The 17364-nt window shown below is 71.8% G+C and carries 17 protein-coding genes and 1 pseudogene; 11 read left to right on the top strand and 7 right to left on the bottom strand.

Annotation, left to right across the window (positions count from 1 at the left end; genetic code table 11):
* Positions 1 to 13: 13 nt before the first annotated feature.
* Together RWH44_RS14335 and RWH44_RS14340 are read left to right on the top strand one after the other, a co-directional pair.
* Entirely contained in the window at positions 14 to 856 is an 843-nt protein-coding gene (locus RWH44_RS14335) for an oxygenase MpaB family protein (RefSeq protein ID WP_437127303.1), read from the top strand.
* A complete protein-coding gene (locus RWH44_RS14340) occupies positions 853 to 1410 on the top strand; it encodes a DnaJ family domain-containing protein (protein ID WP_316005101.1) in 558 nt (185 codons plus the stop codon). Before RWH44_RS14335 ends, RWH44_RS14340 begins: the two co-directional genes overlap by 4 nt.
* 167 nt (positions 1411 to 1577) lie before the next feature.
* On the opposite strand, the gene RWH44_RS14345 is transcribed toward RWH44_RS14340, so the two are convergent.
* Together RWH44_RS14345 and RWH44_RS14350 are read right to left on the bottom strand one after the other, a co-directional pair.
* Entirely contained in the window at positions 1578 to 2408 is an 831-nt protein-coding gene (locus tag RWH44_RS14345) for an aldolase/citrate lyase family protein (protein WP_316005102.1), read from the bottom strand.
* Positions 2405 to 3853 (bottom strand): cation:dicarboxylate symporter family transporter, encoded by a 1449-nt coding sequence (locus tag RWH44_RS14350; protein ID WP_316005103.1) that lies wholly within the window; start codon positions 3851 to 3853, stop codon positions 2405 to 2407. The genes RWH44_RS14345 and RWH44_RS14350 overlap by 4 nt, the downstream gene beginning before the upstream one ends.
* A gap of 59 nt (positions 3854 to 3912) precedes the next feature.
* Here RWH44_RS14350 and RWH44_RS14355 point away from each other — a divergent pair, with 59 nt between their 5' ends.
* From RWH44_RS14355 to RWH44_RS14365, 3 genes and pseudogenes are all read left to right on the top strand, one after another.
* Entirely contained in the window at positions 3913 to 5595 is a 1683-nt protein-coding gene (locus RWH44_RS14355; RefSeq protein WP_316005170.1) for a sensor histidine kinase, read from the top strand.
* Entirely contained in the window at positions 5592 to 6275 is a 684-nt protein-coding gene (locus RWH44_RS14360) for a response regulator (RefSeq protein ID WP_298874064.1), read from the top strand. Before RWH44_RS14355 ends, RWH44_RS14360 begins: the two co-directional genes overlap by 4 nt.
* 181 nt (positions 6276 to 6456) lie before the next feature.
* A pseudogene (locus RWH44_RS14365) lies at positions 6457 to 6672 on the top strand (GIY-YIG nuclease family protein); the annotation flags it as partial.
* A gap of 374 nt (positions 6673 to 7046) precedes the next feature.
* Here RWH44_RS14365 and ald read toward each other — a convergent pair.
* Positions 7047 to 8132, bottom strand: a complete 1086-nt coding sequence (gene ald, locus RWH44_RS14370; protein WP_298874066.1) for an alanine dehydrogenase — start codon at positions 8130 to 8132, stop codon at positions 7047 to 7049.
* A gap of 155 nt (positions 8133 to 8287) precedes the next feature.
* Here ald and RWH44_RS14375 point away from each other — a divergent pair, with 155 nt between their 5' ends.
* Both RWH44_RS14375 and RWH44_RS14380 read left to right on the top strand, forming a co-directional pair.
* On the top strand, positions 8288 to 8761 hold the full coding sequence (locus tag RWH44_RS14375; protein ID WP_298874067.1) for an Lrp/AsnC family transcriptional regulator: 474 nt from the start codon (positions 8288 to 8290) through the stop codon (positions 8759 to 8761).
* Between the two features lie 82 nt (positions 8762 to 8843).
* Positions 8844 to 9758 (top strand): hypothetical protein, encoded by a 915-nt coding sequence (locus RWH44_RS14380; protein ID WP_298874068.1) that lies wholly within the window; start codon positions 8844 to 8846, stop codon positions 9756 to 9758.
* A gap of 94 nt (positions 9759 to 9852) precedes the next feature.
* Here RWH44_RS14380 and RWH44_RS14385 read toward each other — a convergent pair whose 3' ends face one another.
* Positions 9853 to 10710 (bottom strand): NAD(P)H-binding protein, encoded by an 858-nt coding sequence (locus tag RWH44_RS14385; protein ID WP_316005104.1) that lies wholly within the window; start codon positions 10708 to 10710, stop codon positions 9853 to 9855.
* 85 nt (positions 10711 to 10795) lie between these two features.
* On the opposite strand from RWH44_RS14385, the gene RWH44_RS14390 reads away from it, so the two are divergent.
* Positions 10796 to 11512, top strand: coding sequence for a TetR/AcrR family transcriptional regulator (locus RWH44_RS14390; protein WP_316005105.1), 717 nt, complete (start codon positions 10796 to 10798; stop codon positions 11510 to 11512).
* Positions 11513 to 11539: 27 nt separating this feature from the next.
* Here RWH44_RS14390 and mmuM read toward each other — a convergent pair whose 3' ends face one another.
* The 3 genes from mmuM to RWH44_RS14405 form a co-directional block, all read right to left on the bottom strand.
* The gene (mmuM, locus tag RWH44_RS14395) at positions 11540 to 12394 is read right to left on the bottom strand and encodes a homocysteine S-methyltransferase (protein ID WP_316005106.1); all 855 of its coding nucleotides are present in this window, start codon (positions 12392 to 12394) and stop codon (positions 11540 to 11542) included.
* A complete protein-coding gene (locus tag RWH44_RS14400; RefSeq protein ID WP_298874072.1) occupies positions 12391 to 12897 on the bottom strand; it encodes a MarR family winged helix-turn-helix transcriptional regulator in 507 nt (168 codons plus the stop codon). The genes mmuM and RWH44_RS14400 overlap by 4 nt, the downstream gene beginning before the upstream one ends.
* Before the next feature lie 92 nt (positions 12898 to 12989).
* Positions 12990 to 13991, bottom strand: a complete 1002-nt coding sequence (locus RWH44_RS14405; RefSeq protein WP_316005107.1) for a LacI family DNA-binding transcriptional regulator — start codon at positions 13989 to 13991, stop codon at positions 12990 to 12992.
* Between the two features lie 175 nt (positions 13992 to 14166).
* Here RWH44_RS14405 and RWH44_RS14410 point away from each other — a divergent pair, with 175 nt between their 5' ends.
* From RWH44_RS14410 to RWH44_RS14420, 3 genes are read left to right on the top strand one after another with little or no spacing between them, the layout of a single operon-like run.
* Complete coding sequence (locus tag RWH44_RS14410; protein WP_298874074.1) at positions 14167 to 15453, top strand: extracellular solute-binding protein; 1287 nt, start codon at positions 14167 to 14169, stop codon at positions 15451 to 15453.
* 10 nt (positions 15454 to 15463) lie between these two features.
* Positions 15464 to 16477, top strand: a complete 1014-nt coding sequence (locus RWH44_RS14415) for a carbohydrate ABC transporter permease (RefSeq protein ID WP_316005108.1) — start codon at positions 15464 to 15466, stop codon at positions 16475 to 16477.
* Positions 16474 to 17358, top strand: coding sequence for a carbohydrate ABC transporter permease (locus RWH44_RS14420; protein WP_316005109.1), 885 nt, complete (start codon positions 16474 to 16476; stop codon positions 17356 to 17358). Before RWH44_RS14415 ends, RWH44_RS14420 begins: the two co-directional genes overlap by 4 nt.
* The last annotated feature ends 6 nt before the right edge of the window (positions 17359 to 17364 follow it).

The following is a 17364-nucleotide window of genomic DNA, read 5'->3' on the forward strand; positions in this document are numbered from 1 at the left end:
AGATCCGACCGGCATGGCGCCGTACGTGCGGGCGATCGCCGACGGTGACGACACCGGCTACTTCGTCGAGAACGGCCCCGCGTGGACCGTCCACGCCGGAATGGGGACGCTGGTCGCCGGCATCCGGGCCCTCCTCCTGCAGGCGCTGCACCCGGGAGCACTGGCAGGGGTGCACGACTGGTCGCGTTACCGCGAGGACCCGATCGGTCGCCTGACCGGCACGGTGCGCTGGGTCATCACCCTCACCTACGGCTCGCGGACGCAGGCGGATGCCGAGACTCGGCGCGTCGGGAGGTTCCACCAGCGGGTGAAGGGCGAATACCGCGCCGGCGACGGCAGCGAGCGCGCCTACACGGCCGAAGCCGCCGACCTCGTGCGGTGGGTGCACCTGGCCTTCACCGACGCCTTTCTCGCGGGGCACGAGGTGTCGAAGAAGCCCATCCCCGGTGGGCCCGACGCCTACGTCGCAGACTGGGCGACGGCCGGCCGGCTGATGCGCGTGGTCGATCCTCCCCGCACCCGCGCGGCGCTGCGCGCCGAGATCGACGGTTTCTACGAGCGCGGGGAACTCCGCGGCGACGAGAGGGTCGCCGATGTCGTGCGGTTCCTGCGCAAGCCGCCGTTCCCCGGCCTGATGGGCCTGTCGTATCGTGTGCTGTTCGCCGCCGCCGTAGCCACGATCCCGCGCCGGTACCGCAAGATGCTCGGCGTGCGCCGGTGGCCGCTGCCGGTGCTCGCGCTGACGCGCGTCGTCCTGCGCGTCACGGAGCGAGCCCTGGGCTCCGGTCCGCGGGCCCAGGACATGGCCCGCCAGCGCCTCGCCCGGTTGGAGCGTGACGGCCGGGAGGCCGCGTGAGCGACGACCCGCGCCAAGCCGCCGAGCGGTACCGGCTCGACCGCGAACTGCGCGACGCCGGTCTCGCCCCCGAACCGGCGGAGCCGACGGGTCCCGCGCGCGGGTCGACGGCCGCTGAACGTGCGGCGTTCGTCGAGACGTCGATTCAGCAGGCGATCCGCCGCGGCGAGTTCGACAACCTTCCCGGGGCGGGCAAGCCCCTCGATCTGAGCACCTCGCACGACCCCGACTGGTGGATCCGCCGCAAGATCGAGACCGAACAGCTGACGGGCCTGGGCCCTCCGGCGCTCACGCTGCGCGTCGAGCACAAGGAGATGGCAGACCGACTGGATGCCATCGCGCACGAAGCCGAGGTGCGCGAGGCGGTCGACGACTTCAACCGCCGCGTGATCGAGGCGCGCCGGCAGTTGCAGGGCGGACCGCCGGTGGTGACTCCGACGGTGGACGTGGATGCCGAGGTGGCCGCGTGGATCGAGCGACGTCGCGCCCGTGAAGAGGCCGCCGCCGTGGCCGCTCCCCCGCCGCGGCGCCGGTGGTTCCGGCGCGGTCGCTGAGCCCCGGTGACGACGCGAGGGGGCTGAGCCTGTCGAAGCCCCCGGGACCCGTGTGGGGAGGGGGCTGAGCCTGTCGAAGCCCCCGGAACCCAACGCCGCCGTGGTCCCCGTCCCTTCGACGGGCTCAGGGACCTCCGTGACGGGACCGCGGGACGCGGCGCCGCGGATCAGAGGGCGGCGAGCGCCTCGGCGCGGGCGACCAGCGCTCGCGCGCGGGCGAGGGTCGGCGCGTAGGAGCCGTCGACCGGACCGTCGGGAGTGGTGGACAGCAGCGACCGGGCGGCCTCCACCTCGGCCGACGACGGCGTGAAGCCCGCGTGAGCCCCGGGGATCGCGGCATCCTGGAGCGCCAGCGTGCCGGCGAAACCCATCGCCACGGCGTGGAGCGCCGCGTCGTGCGCCTGGTCGATCGGACCGCACGGGCCGTCGATGGGGCCCGCGATGCCCGCGGCCGCCGAGGCGACGACGAGCTGGGCACGCGGCCACGACAGGGCGATGCGCTCGGCCGACATGCCGGTGTCGCGACGGAAGTCGCCGGTGCCGAACGCCAGTCGGCGGGTCGCGGGATGCGCGGCGATGGCCGGGGCCGCCAACAGCGCCGCGGCCGACTCGACCATCGCGACGATCGGGGTGCCCGCGGGCAGGGAGGCGGCGACGTGCGCCACGTCGGCCGGCCCCGCGCACATCGCGAGGACGACCCCGGCAAGACGCCCGTCGAGCTCGCGACCGAGGGCGAGGTCGGCCTGGCCGTCGCGGGTTCCGGCGGCGCTGATGCGCAGCCACACGGGCGCCTCGGTGGCGGCACGCCGGGCACGATCGCGCCCCTCGGTCTTGCGCGCCGCGGGCAGTCCGTCTTCGAGGTCGAGCACGAGCACGTCGGCCGCGGTCGCGAGGTCGCCCGCGAGCGGCGAACGCAGCATCCACGTGCGCGCGAGGTCGACGCGCGCAGGGGCGGGGGCGGCCGAAGCCGCCCCCGCCGAGGTGTGCGCCAGGCTCACGAGCGGCTCCGCGCCGCCGCCTCCGCTTCCGCCTGAGCGCGGAAGGCGTTGAGCGCCTGGGTGTCGACGGCCGCGGGTCCGGTGCCGACCTCGGTCGAAGCCTGCTCCTTGGCATCCGCCGCCGGGGTGGCCGAGTGGTCGTGGCCGGTGAGCAGGGTCTCGTCGAAGGGGATCTGGCCCGCGAGCACCTCGCGCACCCGCTGTCCGTCGTACTGCTTGGTCCAGGCGCCGATGAGGAGGGTCGCGACCGCGTTGCCGGTGAAGTTGGTGACCGCACGGGCCTCCGACATGAACCGGTCGATGCCGACGATGACGCCGACGCCGTTGACGAGGTCGGGACGGTAGGCCGACAGGCCACCGGCGAGGGTCGCGAGTCCCGCACCGGTGACACCGGCCGCGCCCTTGGAGGCGATGATCATGAAGATGAGCAGACCGATCTGCTCGGGGATCGACATCGGGGCGCCCATCGCGGTGGCGATGAACAGCGACGCCATCGTCAGGTAGATCGCCGTGCCGTCGAGGTTGAAGGAGTACCCGGTCGGAACGGTGATGCCGACCACGGGCTTCGAGACGCCGAGGTGCTCCATCTTGGCGATGAGGCGGGGCAGGGCGGCCTCGGACGACGAGGTGCCGACGATGAGGAGGTACTCGCGGCCCAGGTACTTCATGAGCGAGAAGATGTTGACCCGCGTGACGGCGTAGAGCAGACCGCCCAGGACGATGGCGATGAACAGGAAGCACGTCAGGTAGAACGAGCCCATCAGGATGCCGAGGCTGATGACGGCCCCGAATCCGGTCTTGCCGACGACCGCGGCGATGGCGCCGAACGCGCCGATGGGCGCGAGCCACAAGATCATGCCGAGGATGCGGAAGACGAGCACCTGGAAGTTGCGGATGCCCTCGACCATGCGCGCTCCGCGCTCGCCCATGCCCTGCAGGGCGAAGCCCGAGAGGAGGGCGATGAAGAGCACCTGGAGGATGCTGCCGCCCGTGAACGCCGAGAAGAACGTCGTCGGGATGATGCCGAGCACGAAGTCCTGCGTCGTGGTGGCCTCGGGCACGGCGTCGTAGGAGGCGCTGCCGATGTTCAGGCCCTCGCCGGGGTGGATGATGTTGCCGACCAGCAGGCCGATGCCGAGCGCGAAGGTCGACATGACGAGGAAGTAGCCCAGGGCCAGGCCGCCGATCTTGCCGACCGTCGAGGCCTTCGCGATCGAGCCGATGCCGACGACGATCGTGCAGAAGATGACCGGGGCGATCATCATCTTGATCAGGTTGACGAAGCCCTTGCCGACGGACTCGAGGCCGACGGCGAACTGCGGGGCGACGAGGCCGACGATCACGCCCGCCACGACGGCGACGATGACGGCGATGTAGAGCCAGTGGTTGCGATCGATCTTCTTACGCGGTCGACCGTCGCGAGTGGTGCGGAGTGAGAGAGCCATCAGCGCCTATCCCTTTCCTAACGTCTTCGTTGTCCGGCGGGACCGCCGGAGTGGATGACATGACTGTGGTCGACGGCGAACCGATGGGCGATTTGTGGTCGTATTGTTCACGGCAGGCGCGACGAAGGGCGGTGGGCATGCGGTTGAGCGTGGGCGGACGACTGGCGCTGGTGTCGCTCGGCGTCGTGGTGCTCGTGGCCGGTGTCCTCGCCGCCCTGCTGTCGGTGCAGCTGAGCGACTCCGGGCAGCGCGAGGCCGAGAAGGTCACGCTCTCGGTCGCCGAGACGATCGCGCACGAACCCGACGTCGCCGCTCTCGCGGGAGCGGGCGACTCGGACCGTCTGCAGCCGATGGTCGAGCAGATCCTCGGTGAGACCGACGTGTCGTTCGTCACGATCATGACGCCCGACGGCATCCGTCTGACCCATCCCAACCGCGCGGAGATTGGCCTGCCGTACATCGGCTCGCGCGACGAGGCCCTCGCCGGACGCACCTTCACCGAGGTCTACGAGGGCACGCTGGGCCCCTCCGTGCGCACGATCGCGCCGATCCGTGCGGGCGGCGACGAGAGCGGCGGCATCGTCGCCCTCGTCGCGGTGGGGGTCACCCTCGGCGCCGTGCAGCAGGACATCGCCGCTCGCGCTCCGCTGATCGTGCTGGCATCCGCCGCCATCGTCGGACTCGGCGTGCTGGGAGCCCTGTACGTGCGCCGAACCGCCCGCCGGGTGACGGGGTCGTACACGCCCGAGGAGTTGTCGCGCCTCGTCGAGAGCTACGAGACCGTGCTGCACTCACTGCGCGAAGGGCTCGTCGTCACCGACCGCTCCGGGCGCATCGTGCTCTACAACGACGAGGCGGCCGACCTGCTGGGCCTGCCCCCGGCCACGTCGGGTCAGGTGTCGCTCGACCCGCGGGAGGCCGAGATGGATGCCGCCCTCGCCGAGGCCATCGCCACGGGGCGCCGCATGGTCGAGGAGACCGTCGTGAACGGCGACCGCGTGCTGCTGGTCAACCAGGAGGAGGCGCGCGACCTCAGCGGCCGTCGTGCCCCCGAACGCGGACGGGTCATGACGCTGCGCGACCGTTCGGAGCTGCAGGCGCTGCTCGGCGAGCTCGAGGGCGTGCGCACCCTCAGCGACACGCTGCGCTCGCAGACGCACGAGCACGGAAACCGCCTGCACGCGCTGCTGGCGCTGCTCGAACTGGGCCGTGTCGACGATGCGCGGCGTCTGATCGTGGCATCCACGGGGGAACGGCAGGAACTGGCCGATCGTCTCGTGTCGCACGACGAGGGCGCGATCGTCGTGGCGCTGCTGCTGGGCAAGCTCGACGAGGCTGCCGAGCGCGGCGTGCGGCTCGACCTCGACGTCGCCGAGCCCACCCCCGCCCTCCCCCTCGCGCCGGAGGAGGCCGTCACGGTCGTCGGCAACCTCGTCGACAACGCCCTGGATGCCGCCGCCGCCGGGGCCGAGCCGCGGTGGGTGCGCGCGACGCTGCACGAGAACGGCGACGACGTGGTGATCGAGGTGTCCGACGGTGGCGCGGGGTTCGACCCGACGCTGGAGGATCCGTTCGCGTTCGGCTCGTCGACGAAGACCGCCCACGCTCCCGGCGGTCGCGGCGTGGGCCTCGCCCTCGTGCGCGACATCGTCGCCGCCCGCGGAGGGACGCTGCAGGTGGGCGCGGACCCCACCACGGTGCGCGTCTTCCTGCCGGTGGTCGCCGAGGCGGTGACCGCGTGATCCGCGTGCTCGTCGTGGACGACGACGCCCTCGCCCTCGAGCTGCACAGCGCCTACGTCGCGCGGGTGCCCGGATTCGAGGTGGCCGGGCAGGCGGCCGGCGCCCGCGCGGCGCTCACGGCGCTGAGCGAACCGGACCGCCGCATCGACCTCGTGCTGCTCGACATGACCATGCCCGACGGCACCGGCCTCGACGTAGCCCGCCGGGCACGGGCGATGGGCTCGCGCGTCGACATCATCGCCGTCACCGCGGTGCGCGACGCGGAGACCGTGCGTGCGGCCGTCTCGATCGGCGTCGTCCAGTACCTCATCAAGCCGTTCGCCTTCGGCGCCTTCCGCGAAAGGCTCGAGGCGTACCGCGCGTACGTCGAGGGACTCGACCGCGCGGCGGGCGAAGCGACGCAGTCCGAGGTCGACGCCCTGCTCGGCTCGCTGCGCACGGTCACCTCCCCGGCCCTGCCGAAGGGCCTCAGCGACGCAACGCTGCAGGCCGTTGCCGAGCGCGTGCGCACCGCGGCGGGCGCGGTCTCGTCGACGGAGGTGGGCGAGAGCGAGGGGATGTCGCGGGTCACCGCCCGGCGCTACCTGGAGCATCTCGCCGACGTGGGCCGCGTGCGCCGGGAGCCGCGCTACGGCGGCCAGGGCCGCCCCGAGATCACCTACGCCTGGGTGCGCGGCTGAGCCGCGATCGCCACCTCCCTGAGTTGCGCGACGCCAGGTCCCTGAGCCTGTCGAAGGGACCGGACCCCACGCGAAGCCCCCACGCCATCCCAGGCCCCTGAGCCCGTCGAAGGGACCGTCCCCCACTCGACGTCATCCACACCCTCCCCCGCGCAGTCCGTCGGGGTGGCAGGCTCAGCGGATGCCCTGGACCTACATCCTCGAATGCCGCGGCGGCTCGTTCTCCGTCGGCAGTACGGGTCGCGAACTCGAGAGCCGCATCTGGGAGCACAACAACGACGACGACATGGCGGCATCCTTCACTCGGAAGCGCAGGCCCGTGCACCTCGTGTACGCCGAGTGGTTCGACGCGGTCGAGCTGGCCTTCGCGCGTGAGAAGCAGCTCCAGGGCTGGCGGCGTGAGAAGAAGCTCGCGCTCATCGCTTCCCGCGGTGCTGACCTTCCGCGGCTTTCGCAGAGCGGTCCTGGACCGGTGGCTTCGACAGGCTCAGCCACCTCCGCCGCACAACAACCGGAGGCTTCGACAAGCTCAGCCACCTCCGCCGCAGACCGATCGGAGGCTTCGACAAGCTCAGCCACCTCCGCCGCAGACCAACCGGAGGCTTCGACAAGCTCAGCCACCTCCGCCGCACAACGACCGGAGGCTTCGACAAGCTCAGCCACCTCCGCCGCACAACGACCGGAGGCTTCGACAAGCTCAGCCACCTCCGCCGCACAACGACCGGAGGCTTCGACAAGCTCAGCCACCTCCGCCGCGGCGGAGAGAGGCGCTCAGAGGTCGAAGGCGGCGCGCACGCCCTCGTTGACGACCACGCCCGCGCGCACGTTCAGGCCCTTGGCGAGAGCCGGGTCGGCGGATGCCGCGGCCTCCCAGCCCGCGTCGGCGATGCGCGTGATGTAGGGCAGTGTGGCGTTGGACAGGGCGCGCGTGGAGGTGTGCGGCACCGCGCCGGGCATGTTCGCGACGCAGTAGTACAGCGCCTCGTGCACGCGGAAGGTGGGGGCGTCGTGGGTGGTCGGGCGCGAGCCCTCGAAGCAGCCGCCCTGGTCGATCGCGATGTCCACGAGCACCGAGCCGGGCTTCATCGCCGCGACCATCTCATCGGTGACGAGCTTGGGGGCGGCGGCGCCCGGGATCAGCACCGAGCCGATCACGAGGTCGGCGTCGGCGAGCTGCTCCGCGATCTCGAGGCGCGTCGAGGCGCGCGTCTCGATCGCGCCGCCGAAGCGCTCTTCGAGCTGGCGCAGCTTGGGCAGCGAGATGTCGACGACGGTGACCCGCGCACCGAGTCCGAGGGCGTTGGCCGCGGCGTGCTCTCCGGCGACGCCGCCGCCGATGACGACCACCTTCGCCCGGGGGGTTCCGGGAACGCCGCCGGGAAGCAGGCCGCGGCCCCCCGACGCGCGCAGCAGGTGGTGGGCGCCCTCGATGATCGACAGGCGACCCGCGACCTCGCTCATCGGCGCGAGGAGCGGGAGCGCGCGGTCCGCGGTCTGGACGGTCTCGTAGGCCACGGCGGTGGTCCCTGCCGCCATCAGGGCGTCGGTGAGGGGACGGTCGGCCGCCAGGTGCAGGTAGGTGAACAGCGTGAGGTCGGGGCGCAGGAATCCGTACTCGGGGGCGATGGGCTCCTTGACCTTGACCAGCAGCTCGGCGCGTGCCCAGGTCTCGTCGGCCGTCGCGACGATCTCCGCTCCGGCGGCCGCGTACTGCTCGTCGGAGAAACCGCTGCCCTCGCCCGCTCCGGCTTGCACGAGCACGTCGTGTCCACGATGCACGAGGGCGTCGACCCCCGCCGGCGTCATCGCGACGCGGTTCTCGTTGTTCTTGATCTCGGTCGGCACGGCGACGCGCATGGGTTCCTCCTCGAGCGGATGAGCGTTGCCGGAAGAATCGCAGAAAGGGGTGTTTCCGTGGTGTTTCCGCGCACATTATTCGGGAAATGGCCGAACATTCCCCGTATCATCGGCGCTGCCGTGCTTTCGCGCGGCTTCGACGCGAAGGATCTGCGATGGCCGACGACGACCTGCACCCGCTCGACGCCCGCATCATCGAGCTGCTCTCCGCCGACGCCCGGATGACGAACGCCGCGCTCGCCGAGGCCCTGGGCGTCGCGGCATCCACCGCTCACGCGCGGCTGCGCGCCCTCGTCGACCGTGGTCTCATCACCGGGTTCCACGCCGCCGTCGACCAGAGCCGGCTCGGTCGCGGTCTGCAGGCGATCGTCGGCGTCACGCTGCGGCCGGGTCAGCGGCAGGAGAGCATCCGCGCGTTCGCGCACGAGATCCGTCGGCATCCCGACGTCATCCAGCTCTTCTTCCTCGGGGGAGCCGACGACTTCCTCGTGCACATCGCCGTGGACGACTCCTCCGCGGTGCGTCGCTTCGTCGTCGATCATCTCTCGGCGCGGCACAGCGTGGCATCCACCCGCACCAGCATCATCTTCGAGTACCACCGCAACGCCCTCGCCGCGGACTTCGACTGAGCCGCGCGAAAGCCGGCGTCAACCCCGAGCGTCGGGGAGGGCCGCGCACGCCGGAGCGAGCATGATGTGGCGTGGAGGATCCATGGTGCTGTCGATCGGGCTCGCGGTGATGTGCGTCGCGCTCGGTGTGAGCATGATCGGGGTGATCCTGCCGCAGCTGGGGAGCCGCGCACCTCTGCACTTCTTCCTGCGGGTCACGACCATGGCGGGCGTGCTGTCGGTCGGATCGACCGCGATGTACGTCCTCGCGTTCCAGGGCGGTGGCCCGATCGCCCTCGCGATCGCCGCGTGCGCGATGGTGCTCGCCCCCTCCATGCTGTGCATCGCGGTGTCTGCGCCGCGGTCCCGGCAGGTGCGGGTGCTGGTCGTGTCCGCCGTGGCGCTCGCACTCACCGTCGGGGTCACCTCGGTGGTGCTCGACGCCCCCACCGCGCTCACGGTGAGGGTTCTCGCGGTCGCGGCGGCGAGCGCTGCGTGCGCGGTGCTGACCGCGCGCTCCCGAACCATCCCGCGCCGTTCGGCACTCGTGCTGGCCGGCACGACCGGCGGCTTCGCGGCGTACTGCCTGGCCAGGGTGGCTGTGGAGGCGAGCCCCCTCGGCGACTCCCCTCTCGCTCGAACGCTGTTCTCCATCGAGGCCGCCGGGGTGATCGCAACGGCCACGGTCCTGCTGGCGGGGGTGGCGGTCGTGCTCGTGCGCCGTTCTCCCGCGTTCGGGGGCGCGGCGACCACCGCGCCGTGGACGCGGGTCGCGTTCGGCGACTGGCCCCGGGCGCGCACCGAGCTCGGCCCCGACGGCCTGCTGGCCCTGCTCACCGAACTCCGCATGGCCGCCCGCGAGGTCGACCCCTCGGCGGTCGACGTCTACCGGGGCGTGGAGATGCTCGTGCCGTCGGCGCTGTCGACCGTACGGTCCCGCCTGAGGGACGCGTACGGCTGGCGCGCCGCGCAGCTCACGCTTCTGCGCGAGAGCGTCGACGGCAGCCGGAGGACGTGAGGCGTCGGCCGCGCACCGCCGCGGCGATCGCGGCTCCCCTGCCGGCCGGGCGGCGGAACGTCCGCTGCCCGGGCACCGGAGGCTCAGACGACGATCAGGCCCGCGCCAGGGAGTCCACGACGCTCCTGGCCGTCACCGGCTCGCGACCGAGCAGGGTGCGCAGCGCCGGATCCGTTCCGGCGAAGAAGCCGCCCTCCGCCGCCTGGAAGACGCCGAGGGTGAAGCGGACCGCGCCCTCGGGCCGACCCGCGGCGAGCGAGCGCTGCATCCACTCCTCCTCGTCGATCACGTCGAGGGCGACCTCACGACCCGCAGTCTCCCCCGCCCAGCGGGCGAGGTCGGCGAAGGTCGGGGCGTGCGTGGCGGTGAGCGTCACCGGCCCCTGCGGGAGGACCTGGCGCCCCAGCAAGCGTGCCGCCGCTTCGGCGAGATCGTCGCGCGACGTCCAGGAGACCGGGCCATCAGCAGGCACCGACACCGCCCCCGTCTTCCGCCACGGCCCGAGCAGCCACTGCAGGGAGTGGGCGTAGAAGCCGTTGCGCAAGGCCGTCCAGGGGAGGCCGCTGGCGGCGAGCGCCTCCTCGGTCGCCGCGTGATCCCGCGCGGGGGCGAACGGCGAGCTGGCGTCGGCCCCCTGATGACTCGTGTAGAGCACGTGCCCGACCCCCGCGTCGCTCGCCGCCTGGATGGCTCCGCGGTGCAGAGCCGCCGCATCGGCGTTCTGGTCGTTCGAGGAGACGAGGAGCAGACGGTCGGCACCCTCGAACGCCGCCCGGAGTCCGTGTGGATCGGCGTAGTCCCCCGCCCGCACCTCGACGCCTCGACGCGCGAGATCGTCCGCGCGGGAGGGATCCCGCACGACCACCACCAGCTCGGACGGGTCGAGGCTCTGCAGAAGGTGATCGACGGTGGCGCGGTTCAGTGAACCCGTCGCGCCGGTGATGGTGATCATTGGAATGCCTTTCGTGTTATCGATGGAAACGCTCGAAAGGTAACATTCATTACCGCCGCTTACAAGTATTTGTTATCGTCGTCACATGACCCCCGCCACGCCCCGAGACGACGTGCGCGAGCGGATCATCGCCTCCGCCGCCGCGCTCCTGCGCGACCAGGGGACCGCGGGCGTCACCACCCGCGCGGTCGCGGAGAGGGCAGGGATCCAGGCCCCCACGATCTACCGCCTCTTCGGCGACAAGGAGGGACTGCTCGACGCGGTCGCCGAGTGGACGATGGCGACGTTCAGCGCGGGCAAGGTCGCCGACCTCGACGTGGAGCGATCCTGGGGCGACCCGATCGAGGACCTCCGTCACGGCTGGCATCAGACGGTGCGATTCGGCCTCGAGCACCCCGACCTCTTCGTCCTCCTCAGCGATCCCAGACGCGGTCGCGACTCCCCCGCCCTGGCCGCCGGCGTGCACGCGCTGGAGGAACGCGTCCGCCGCGTCGCGTCGTCCGGCCGACTGCGCGTCTCCGAAGCGCACGCCGTCGCCCTCATCCACGCGGCGGGGACCGGCGCGGTCCTGACCCTGCTCGAGCACCCGAGCGACGCGCGGGATCCCGCCGTCGCCGACGCCTTGTTCGAGGCCGTGCTCGGATCCATCATCGTCCCGGAGGCGACCGCCGCGTCCACCGAGCCCGCGCACCGCACCGCCGCGGTCACGCTGCGCGCGGACGCGGCCGGACTCGACGCCCTCTCGAGCGCGGAACGCTCGCTCCTGGTGGAGTGGCTCGACCGCGTGATCGACGCGCGCTGAGATCCGGTCGACCCCTCCCGCGCGCCGTCAGCGCACCGCGGCGGCGATCGCGGCGATGTCGGCCGGCATCGAGCGGCAGCAGCCGCCGACCAGGCGGGCTCCCGCCGCGACCCACGACGGGGCGTCGGCGGCCAAAGGGGCCGCGGCCCCTCTCCACGTGCGCGTGGCGGCATCCCAGGTCTCCCCCGTGTTGGGGTAGGCGACGAGCGGGATGCCGGGCCCCTCGGTCAGGGCGCCGAGCACCGCGCCGGGCGAGCAGCAGTTGACGCCCACGGCGACGACCGATGATCCGGATGCCGCGATACCCAGCGCCGCGGCGAGCGCTCCCGGGGTCGCGAAACCGGTGCTGTCGGCCGAGAGGCTGACGAAGGCGGGGATGTCGAGGGCGGCGAGTTCGAGAAGCACCGCCTCGACTTCGAGCGGCGAGGGGATGGTCTCCACGGCGAGCAGGTCGGCGCCCGCGTCGGCGAGGACCTCCAGGCGCCGGCGGTGGGCGATCCGCAGCTCGTCGACCGTGAGGCCGTAGTCGCCGGTGTACTCGCTGCCGTCGGCGCGGAGCGCGCCCACCGGACCCACGGATGCCGCCACCACCGCATCGCCCGCCTCGCGGGCGAGGGAGACCGACCGACGCAGGAGCGCCTCGACCTCGGCATCCGGGATGTCGCCGCCGAAACCGAGCTGATACGAGGCCGTGATCACGACCTCGGCGCCAGCGTCGACGAACGCGGCGTGCGCGGCACGGACCTCGGCGGGATCGTCGCGGAGCACCCGCGCCGACCAGAGCGCCGAGGTGACGTCGTTGCCCCTCGCCTCGAGGAGCGTGCCGAGTCCGCCGTCGAGCACGACCGGACGTCGGGAGAGCGTGTCGAGGAGGTCGATCACGCCTCGTGCGTCTCGCCGGCGGCCAGCACCCGCAGGGCGCTCGCGAGAAGGGCCTGGTCGGCGCGGCTGACGTCGCGCAAGGCATCGGCCTCCAGGCGCACGAGCTCGGTCATGGCGGCATCCACCCGTTCGATCCCCTCAGGGGTGATCGCGACGAGGATCGCCCGCCCGTCGGAGGGATTCGGGCGGCGGTGGACGAGACCGCGGTCGGCGAGTTTGTCGAGGCGGTTCGTCATCGCCGCGCTGCCGATCATGGTCGCCGTGATCAGGCGCGTGGCGCTCAGTTCGGTGCCGGCGCGACGCAGCACCGCGAGGACGTCGAACTCCCACACGGCGATGCCGGCGCTGGCGAAGGCCTTGGCGCGAAGCTTCGACAGGTGGAACGCGGCGCGGCGCAGGCGCGACATCACGTCGAGGGGGGTGAGGTCGACCTCGGGCAGCAACTGCGACCACGCGTCGATGAGGAGGTCGACCTCGTCGTCTTTGCTGCTGGCGGGATTCACACCTCGACGGTACCGGAGCCACGGGGTGGTGCGGCGCGCCCGAGCCGGTGTGGCGCCGGGCGATGCGGCCCAGCGCGCCGGGACGACCCGCCTCAGCGCTCGCGCGGGGGCGCGGTCGTGCCGCGCGCGACGAGTCGCGTGGGCAGCTCGATGTGCGTCTCGGGCAGCTCGTCGCCCGCGAGCAGGGCGAGCACGATGCGGACGGCCTCGGCGCCGAGGCGCTTCATCGGCTGCCGTACGGTCGTCAGCCCCGGTTGGGCGCGGGCGGCCTCGGGCACGTCGTCGAACCCGACGACCGAGAGATCCTCGGGAACCCGCAGGCCGCGCTCGGTCGCGACCTCGACGATCGACAGGGCCGACAGGTCGTTCGCGGCGAACACCGCGGTCGGCGGGTCGGCCAGCGCGAGCATGGCGTGGGCGGCTTCGCGCGCGACGTCCTGCTCGTAGCGACCCACGCCGACGAGCGCGGGATCGAAGGGGATGCCGGCGGCCGACAGCCCCGCGCGGTACCCCGAGGCGCGGGCCACGGCCGAGCGCAGATCGGGGCGTCCGGCGATGAAGCCGATACGGCGGTGGCCGAGCTGCACGAGATAGTGCACCGCCTGCTGCGCCCCGCTGAAGCTGTCGGATTCGACCGTGGGCACGTCTCCGCGGCCGGTGTGGGGGTCGATCGCGACGATCGGCACGTCGCTCGAGACGTTGACCACCGTGGGGGTGACGATGATCGCCGCATCGATGAGCGTGCCGCTCAGACGGCTGAGCGAGCGCCGCTCCCAGCCCTCGCCGTCGCGGCGGGCCCCGGTGTAGGCGAGCAGGTCGTACCCGGTGTCGCGCAGGGCACCGCCCACGCCCTTGAGGATCTCGGCGGAGAACGGCTCGATGTCGGCCACCAGCACGCCGATGACCCCCGTGCGCCGCGACCGCATGCTGCTGGCGACGAGGCTGGACTCGTACCCCAGGGTCTTCACGGCGTCGAGCACGCGTCCCACCGTCTCGGGTGCGACGCCGTAGCGGCCGTTCACGGCCTTCGACACCGTGGCCACCGAGACCCCGGCCGCCGCTGCGACGTCGTGGATGGTGGCGCGCCTCGTCATGGCATCCGACCCTAGCGTGGAAATCATTTTCGAAAACGTTTGACGAGGCCTGAGATCCCGGGCGACACTGCTGACACCTCGGCGGGCAGCAGACCCCGAGAAGCGCAGGAACGGCGAAGCAGCCGAACACCGACGCGTCCCACGGCGCACCTCGACGAAGAGAAACGGGAATCACATGAACACGCGCAAGATCCTCGCCGGAGCGGCCCTCGCCGTCGCCGGCACCCTCGCGCTCGGCGGCTGCGCCGCGGGCGGCGGAAGCGGACAGAACGCCGACGGCAGCGTCACCCTGACGCTCTGGCACAACTCCACCACGGGCGACGGCAAGAAGTACTGGGAAGACACCGCCGCCGCCTTCGAGGCGGCCAACCCCGGCGTCACGGTCGAGATCCAGGCTGTGCAGAACGAGGAGATGGACGGCAAGCTGCAGACGGCGCTGAACTCCGGCGACGCCCCCGACCTGTTCATGGCGCGCGGCGGCGGCAAGCTCGCCGACATCGTCACGGCCGGTCAGGCGATGGACCTCACCGACAAGATCACCCCGGAGGCCAAGACGGCCCTCGGCTCCTCGCTCTCGGCCTTCGAGATCGACGGGAAGAACTACGGGATGCCGGTCGCCGTGCTCCCCTCCGGGATCTTCACGTCGCAAGACCTGCTGACCGCCGCAGGCGTCACCTCCGCTCCGGCGACGATCGACGAGCTCGAGGCCGCCAACGCCAAGATCAAGGCCACCGGGGTCGCCCCGATCGCCGTCGGTGCGAAGGACGCCTGGCCCGCCGCGCACTGGTACTACAACTTCGCCCTGCGCGCCTGCTCCAAGGACGTGCTCGATTCGGCCGCCTCGAGCCGCAGCTTCGATGACCCGTGCTGGCTGAAGGCCGGAGAAGACCTCGAGTCGTTCCTGGCGACCGCGCCCTTCAACGAGGGCTTCCTCACCACCGCCGCCCAGCAGGGCGCCGGTTCGTCGGCCGGTCTCCTGGCCAACAAGCAGGCCGCGATGGAGCTCATGGGCGCGTGGGACCCGGGCGTGATCGCCTCGCTCACCCCCGATGAGAAGCCGCTGCCCGACCTCGGCTGGTTCCCCTTCCCGGAGGTCCCCGGCGGCGACGGCGAGCCCGGCGCCATGATGGGCGGCGTCGACGGCTACTCGTGCTGGGTCAACGCCCCCGCGCAGTGCACCGACTTCCTGAACTTCCTCGTCAACCAGGAGAACCAGGAGGCGTACGCCACCGCGTTCCAGACGCTCCCCGCCTCGTCCGAGGCGCAGGGTGCGGTGACCACGCCCGCGCTGCAGTCGGTGCTCGAGGCCTACTCCGAGGCGCCCTACGTCTCGGTCTGGCTCGACACGCTGTACGGCCAGAACGTCGGCAACGCGCTGAACGTCGCCGTCGTCGACATGTTCGCCGGCAAGGGCAGCCCGCAGGGCATCGTCGACGCGGTCAACGCCGCGGCATCCCGCTGAGGACACGGTCATGACCACCGAACTCACCGCCTCGGCGGTCGACGCCGGGTCTCGCCGCCCGGCCGGGGAGGGCGCTCACCGCGCCCCCTCGGCCGGGCGGCCGACCGCGCGTCGGCGCGTCGAGAACTGGCGCATCCGCGGCGAACTCGCGATCCTCCTGGGCCCCGCCCTGGTCGTGTTCGTCTCGTTCGTCATCCTGCCCGTCGCCCTCGCCGCCTACTACGGCTTCTACAAGTGGTCGGGCTTCGGTACCCCCACCGACTTCGTCGGCATCCGCAACTACGTCACGATCCTCACCGACCCCGCCTTCCACGAGGCGCTCGGGCACAACGCGTTCATCGTCATCGGCTCACTGGTGCTCCAGGGGCCCCTCGCCCTCGGTCTCGCGCTGCTGCTGAACCGCAAGATGCGGGCCCAGTCGCTCATCCGCGTGCTGATCTTCGTGCCCTACGTCATCTCCGAGGTCGTGGTCGGGCTCGGCTGGGGACTCATGCTGCAGTCGGGCGGCGCCCTCAACGGCGCCCTCGAGAAGATCGGCCTCGGCTCGCTGCGCGCCGACTGGATCTCCGACCCGGCCCTGGCGATCTGGACCCTGCTGATCATCATCACGTGGAAGTACATCGGCTTCGCCGTCATCCTCTTCCTCGCCGGCCTCCAGGGCATCCCCGAGGAGCTCAACGAGGCCGCCGCGATCGACGGCGCCTCGTATTGGCAGATCCAGCGCAACATCGTGCTGCCCCTGATGGGCCCGACCATCCGCATCTGGGCGTTCCTGTCGATCATCGGCTCGCTGCAGCTGTTCGACCTCGTCTGGATCATCTGGGGCCAGTACGTCGCCTCCACCGCGGGCACCTCGACCATGGCCACCTACATGGTCGCCAACGGTCGCAACGCCGGCAGCTTCGGCTACGGCAGCGCCGTGGCCGTGGTGATGTTCCTCATCTCTCTCGCCGTCGCGCTCGTCTACCAGCGCTTCGTGCTGCGCCGCGACACCGCCGGCGCCCTCACGGGAGGTACCTCATGACCGCCACCGCCACGCTCGTCGCGCCGAAGGCGCCGCGCTCCGTGCACCGCTCCCCCGCCGGCGCCAAGCGCTCAAGCTCCCTGCTCGTGGCCTTCGTCGCCCTGCTGCTGATCGGCATGATGCTGGCCCCGGTGGTCTACATCATCCTGGGCGGCTTCCGCTCGAACGCCGAGATCACGGTCGACCCGGCCGGATTCCCCAGCCGCTGGAACTGGGAGAACTACGCCGATGTGCTCGCCAGCGGCGTGTTCTGGGGGCAGGTCGGCAACTCCGCGATCGCCGCCGTCGCCACCACGGCGTTCGTCGTGATCCTCGGACTCATGGCCGCTTACGCGCTGTCGCGCTACCGCTTCCGCGGACGCGGCGCGGTGTTCGCCCTGTTCACCGCGGGCCTGATGTTCCCGATGACGGTGGCGATCACGCCGCTGTACATCCTCGTGCGCAACCTCGGTCTGATGAACTCCCTCGCGGGCGTCATCGTGCCGCAGATCGCCTTCGCTCTGCCGCTGACGATCATCATCCTGTCGCCGTTCCTCTCGGCGATCCCGAAGGAGCTGCAGGAAGCGGCGTCGATCGACGGCCTCGGCCGCCTCGGCTTCTTCTGGCGCATGGTCGTGCCCCTCGCGGTGCCGGCGGTGGTGACGGTCGGCATCCTGGCCTTCGTCAACAGCTGGAACTCGTACATGCTGCCGCTGTTCATCCTCAACAACGAGGCCGTGTACACGCTGCCGCTGGGCACCCAGGCGTTCGCCTCGCAGTACTCCGTCGACACCGCGCGCGTGCTCGCTTTCACCTCGCTGTCGATGATCCCCGCTCTGCTGTTCTTCAGCGTCTTCGAGCGCCGGATCGTCGGCGGCCTCACCGGCGCCGTGAAGGGCTGACCCCAC

It is taken from the genome of Microbacterium phycohabitans (genome assembly GCF_032464935.1).
In the GTDB taxonomy this organism is placed as follows: Bacteria; Actinomycetota; Actinomycetes; order Actinomycetales; family Microbacteriaceae; genus Microbacterium; species Microbacterium phycohabitans.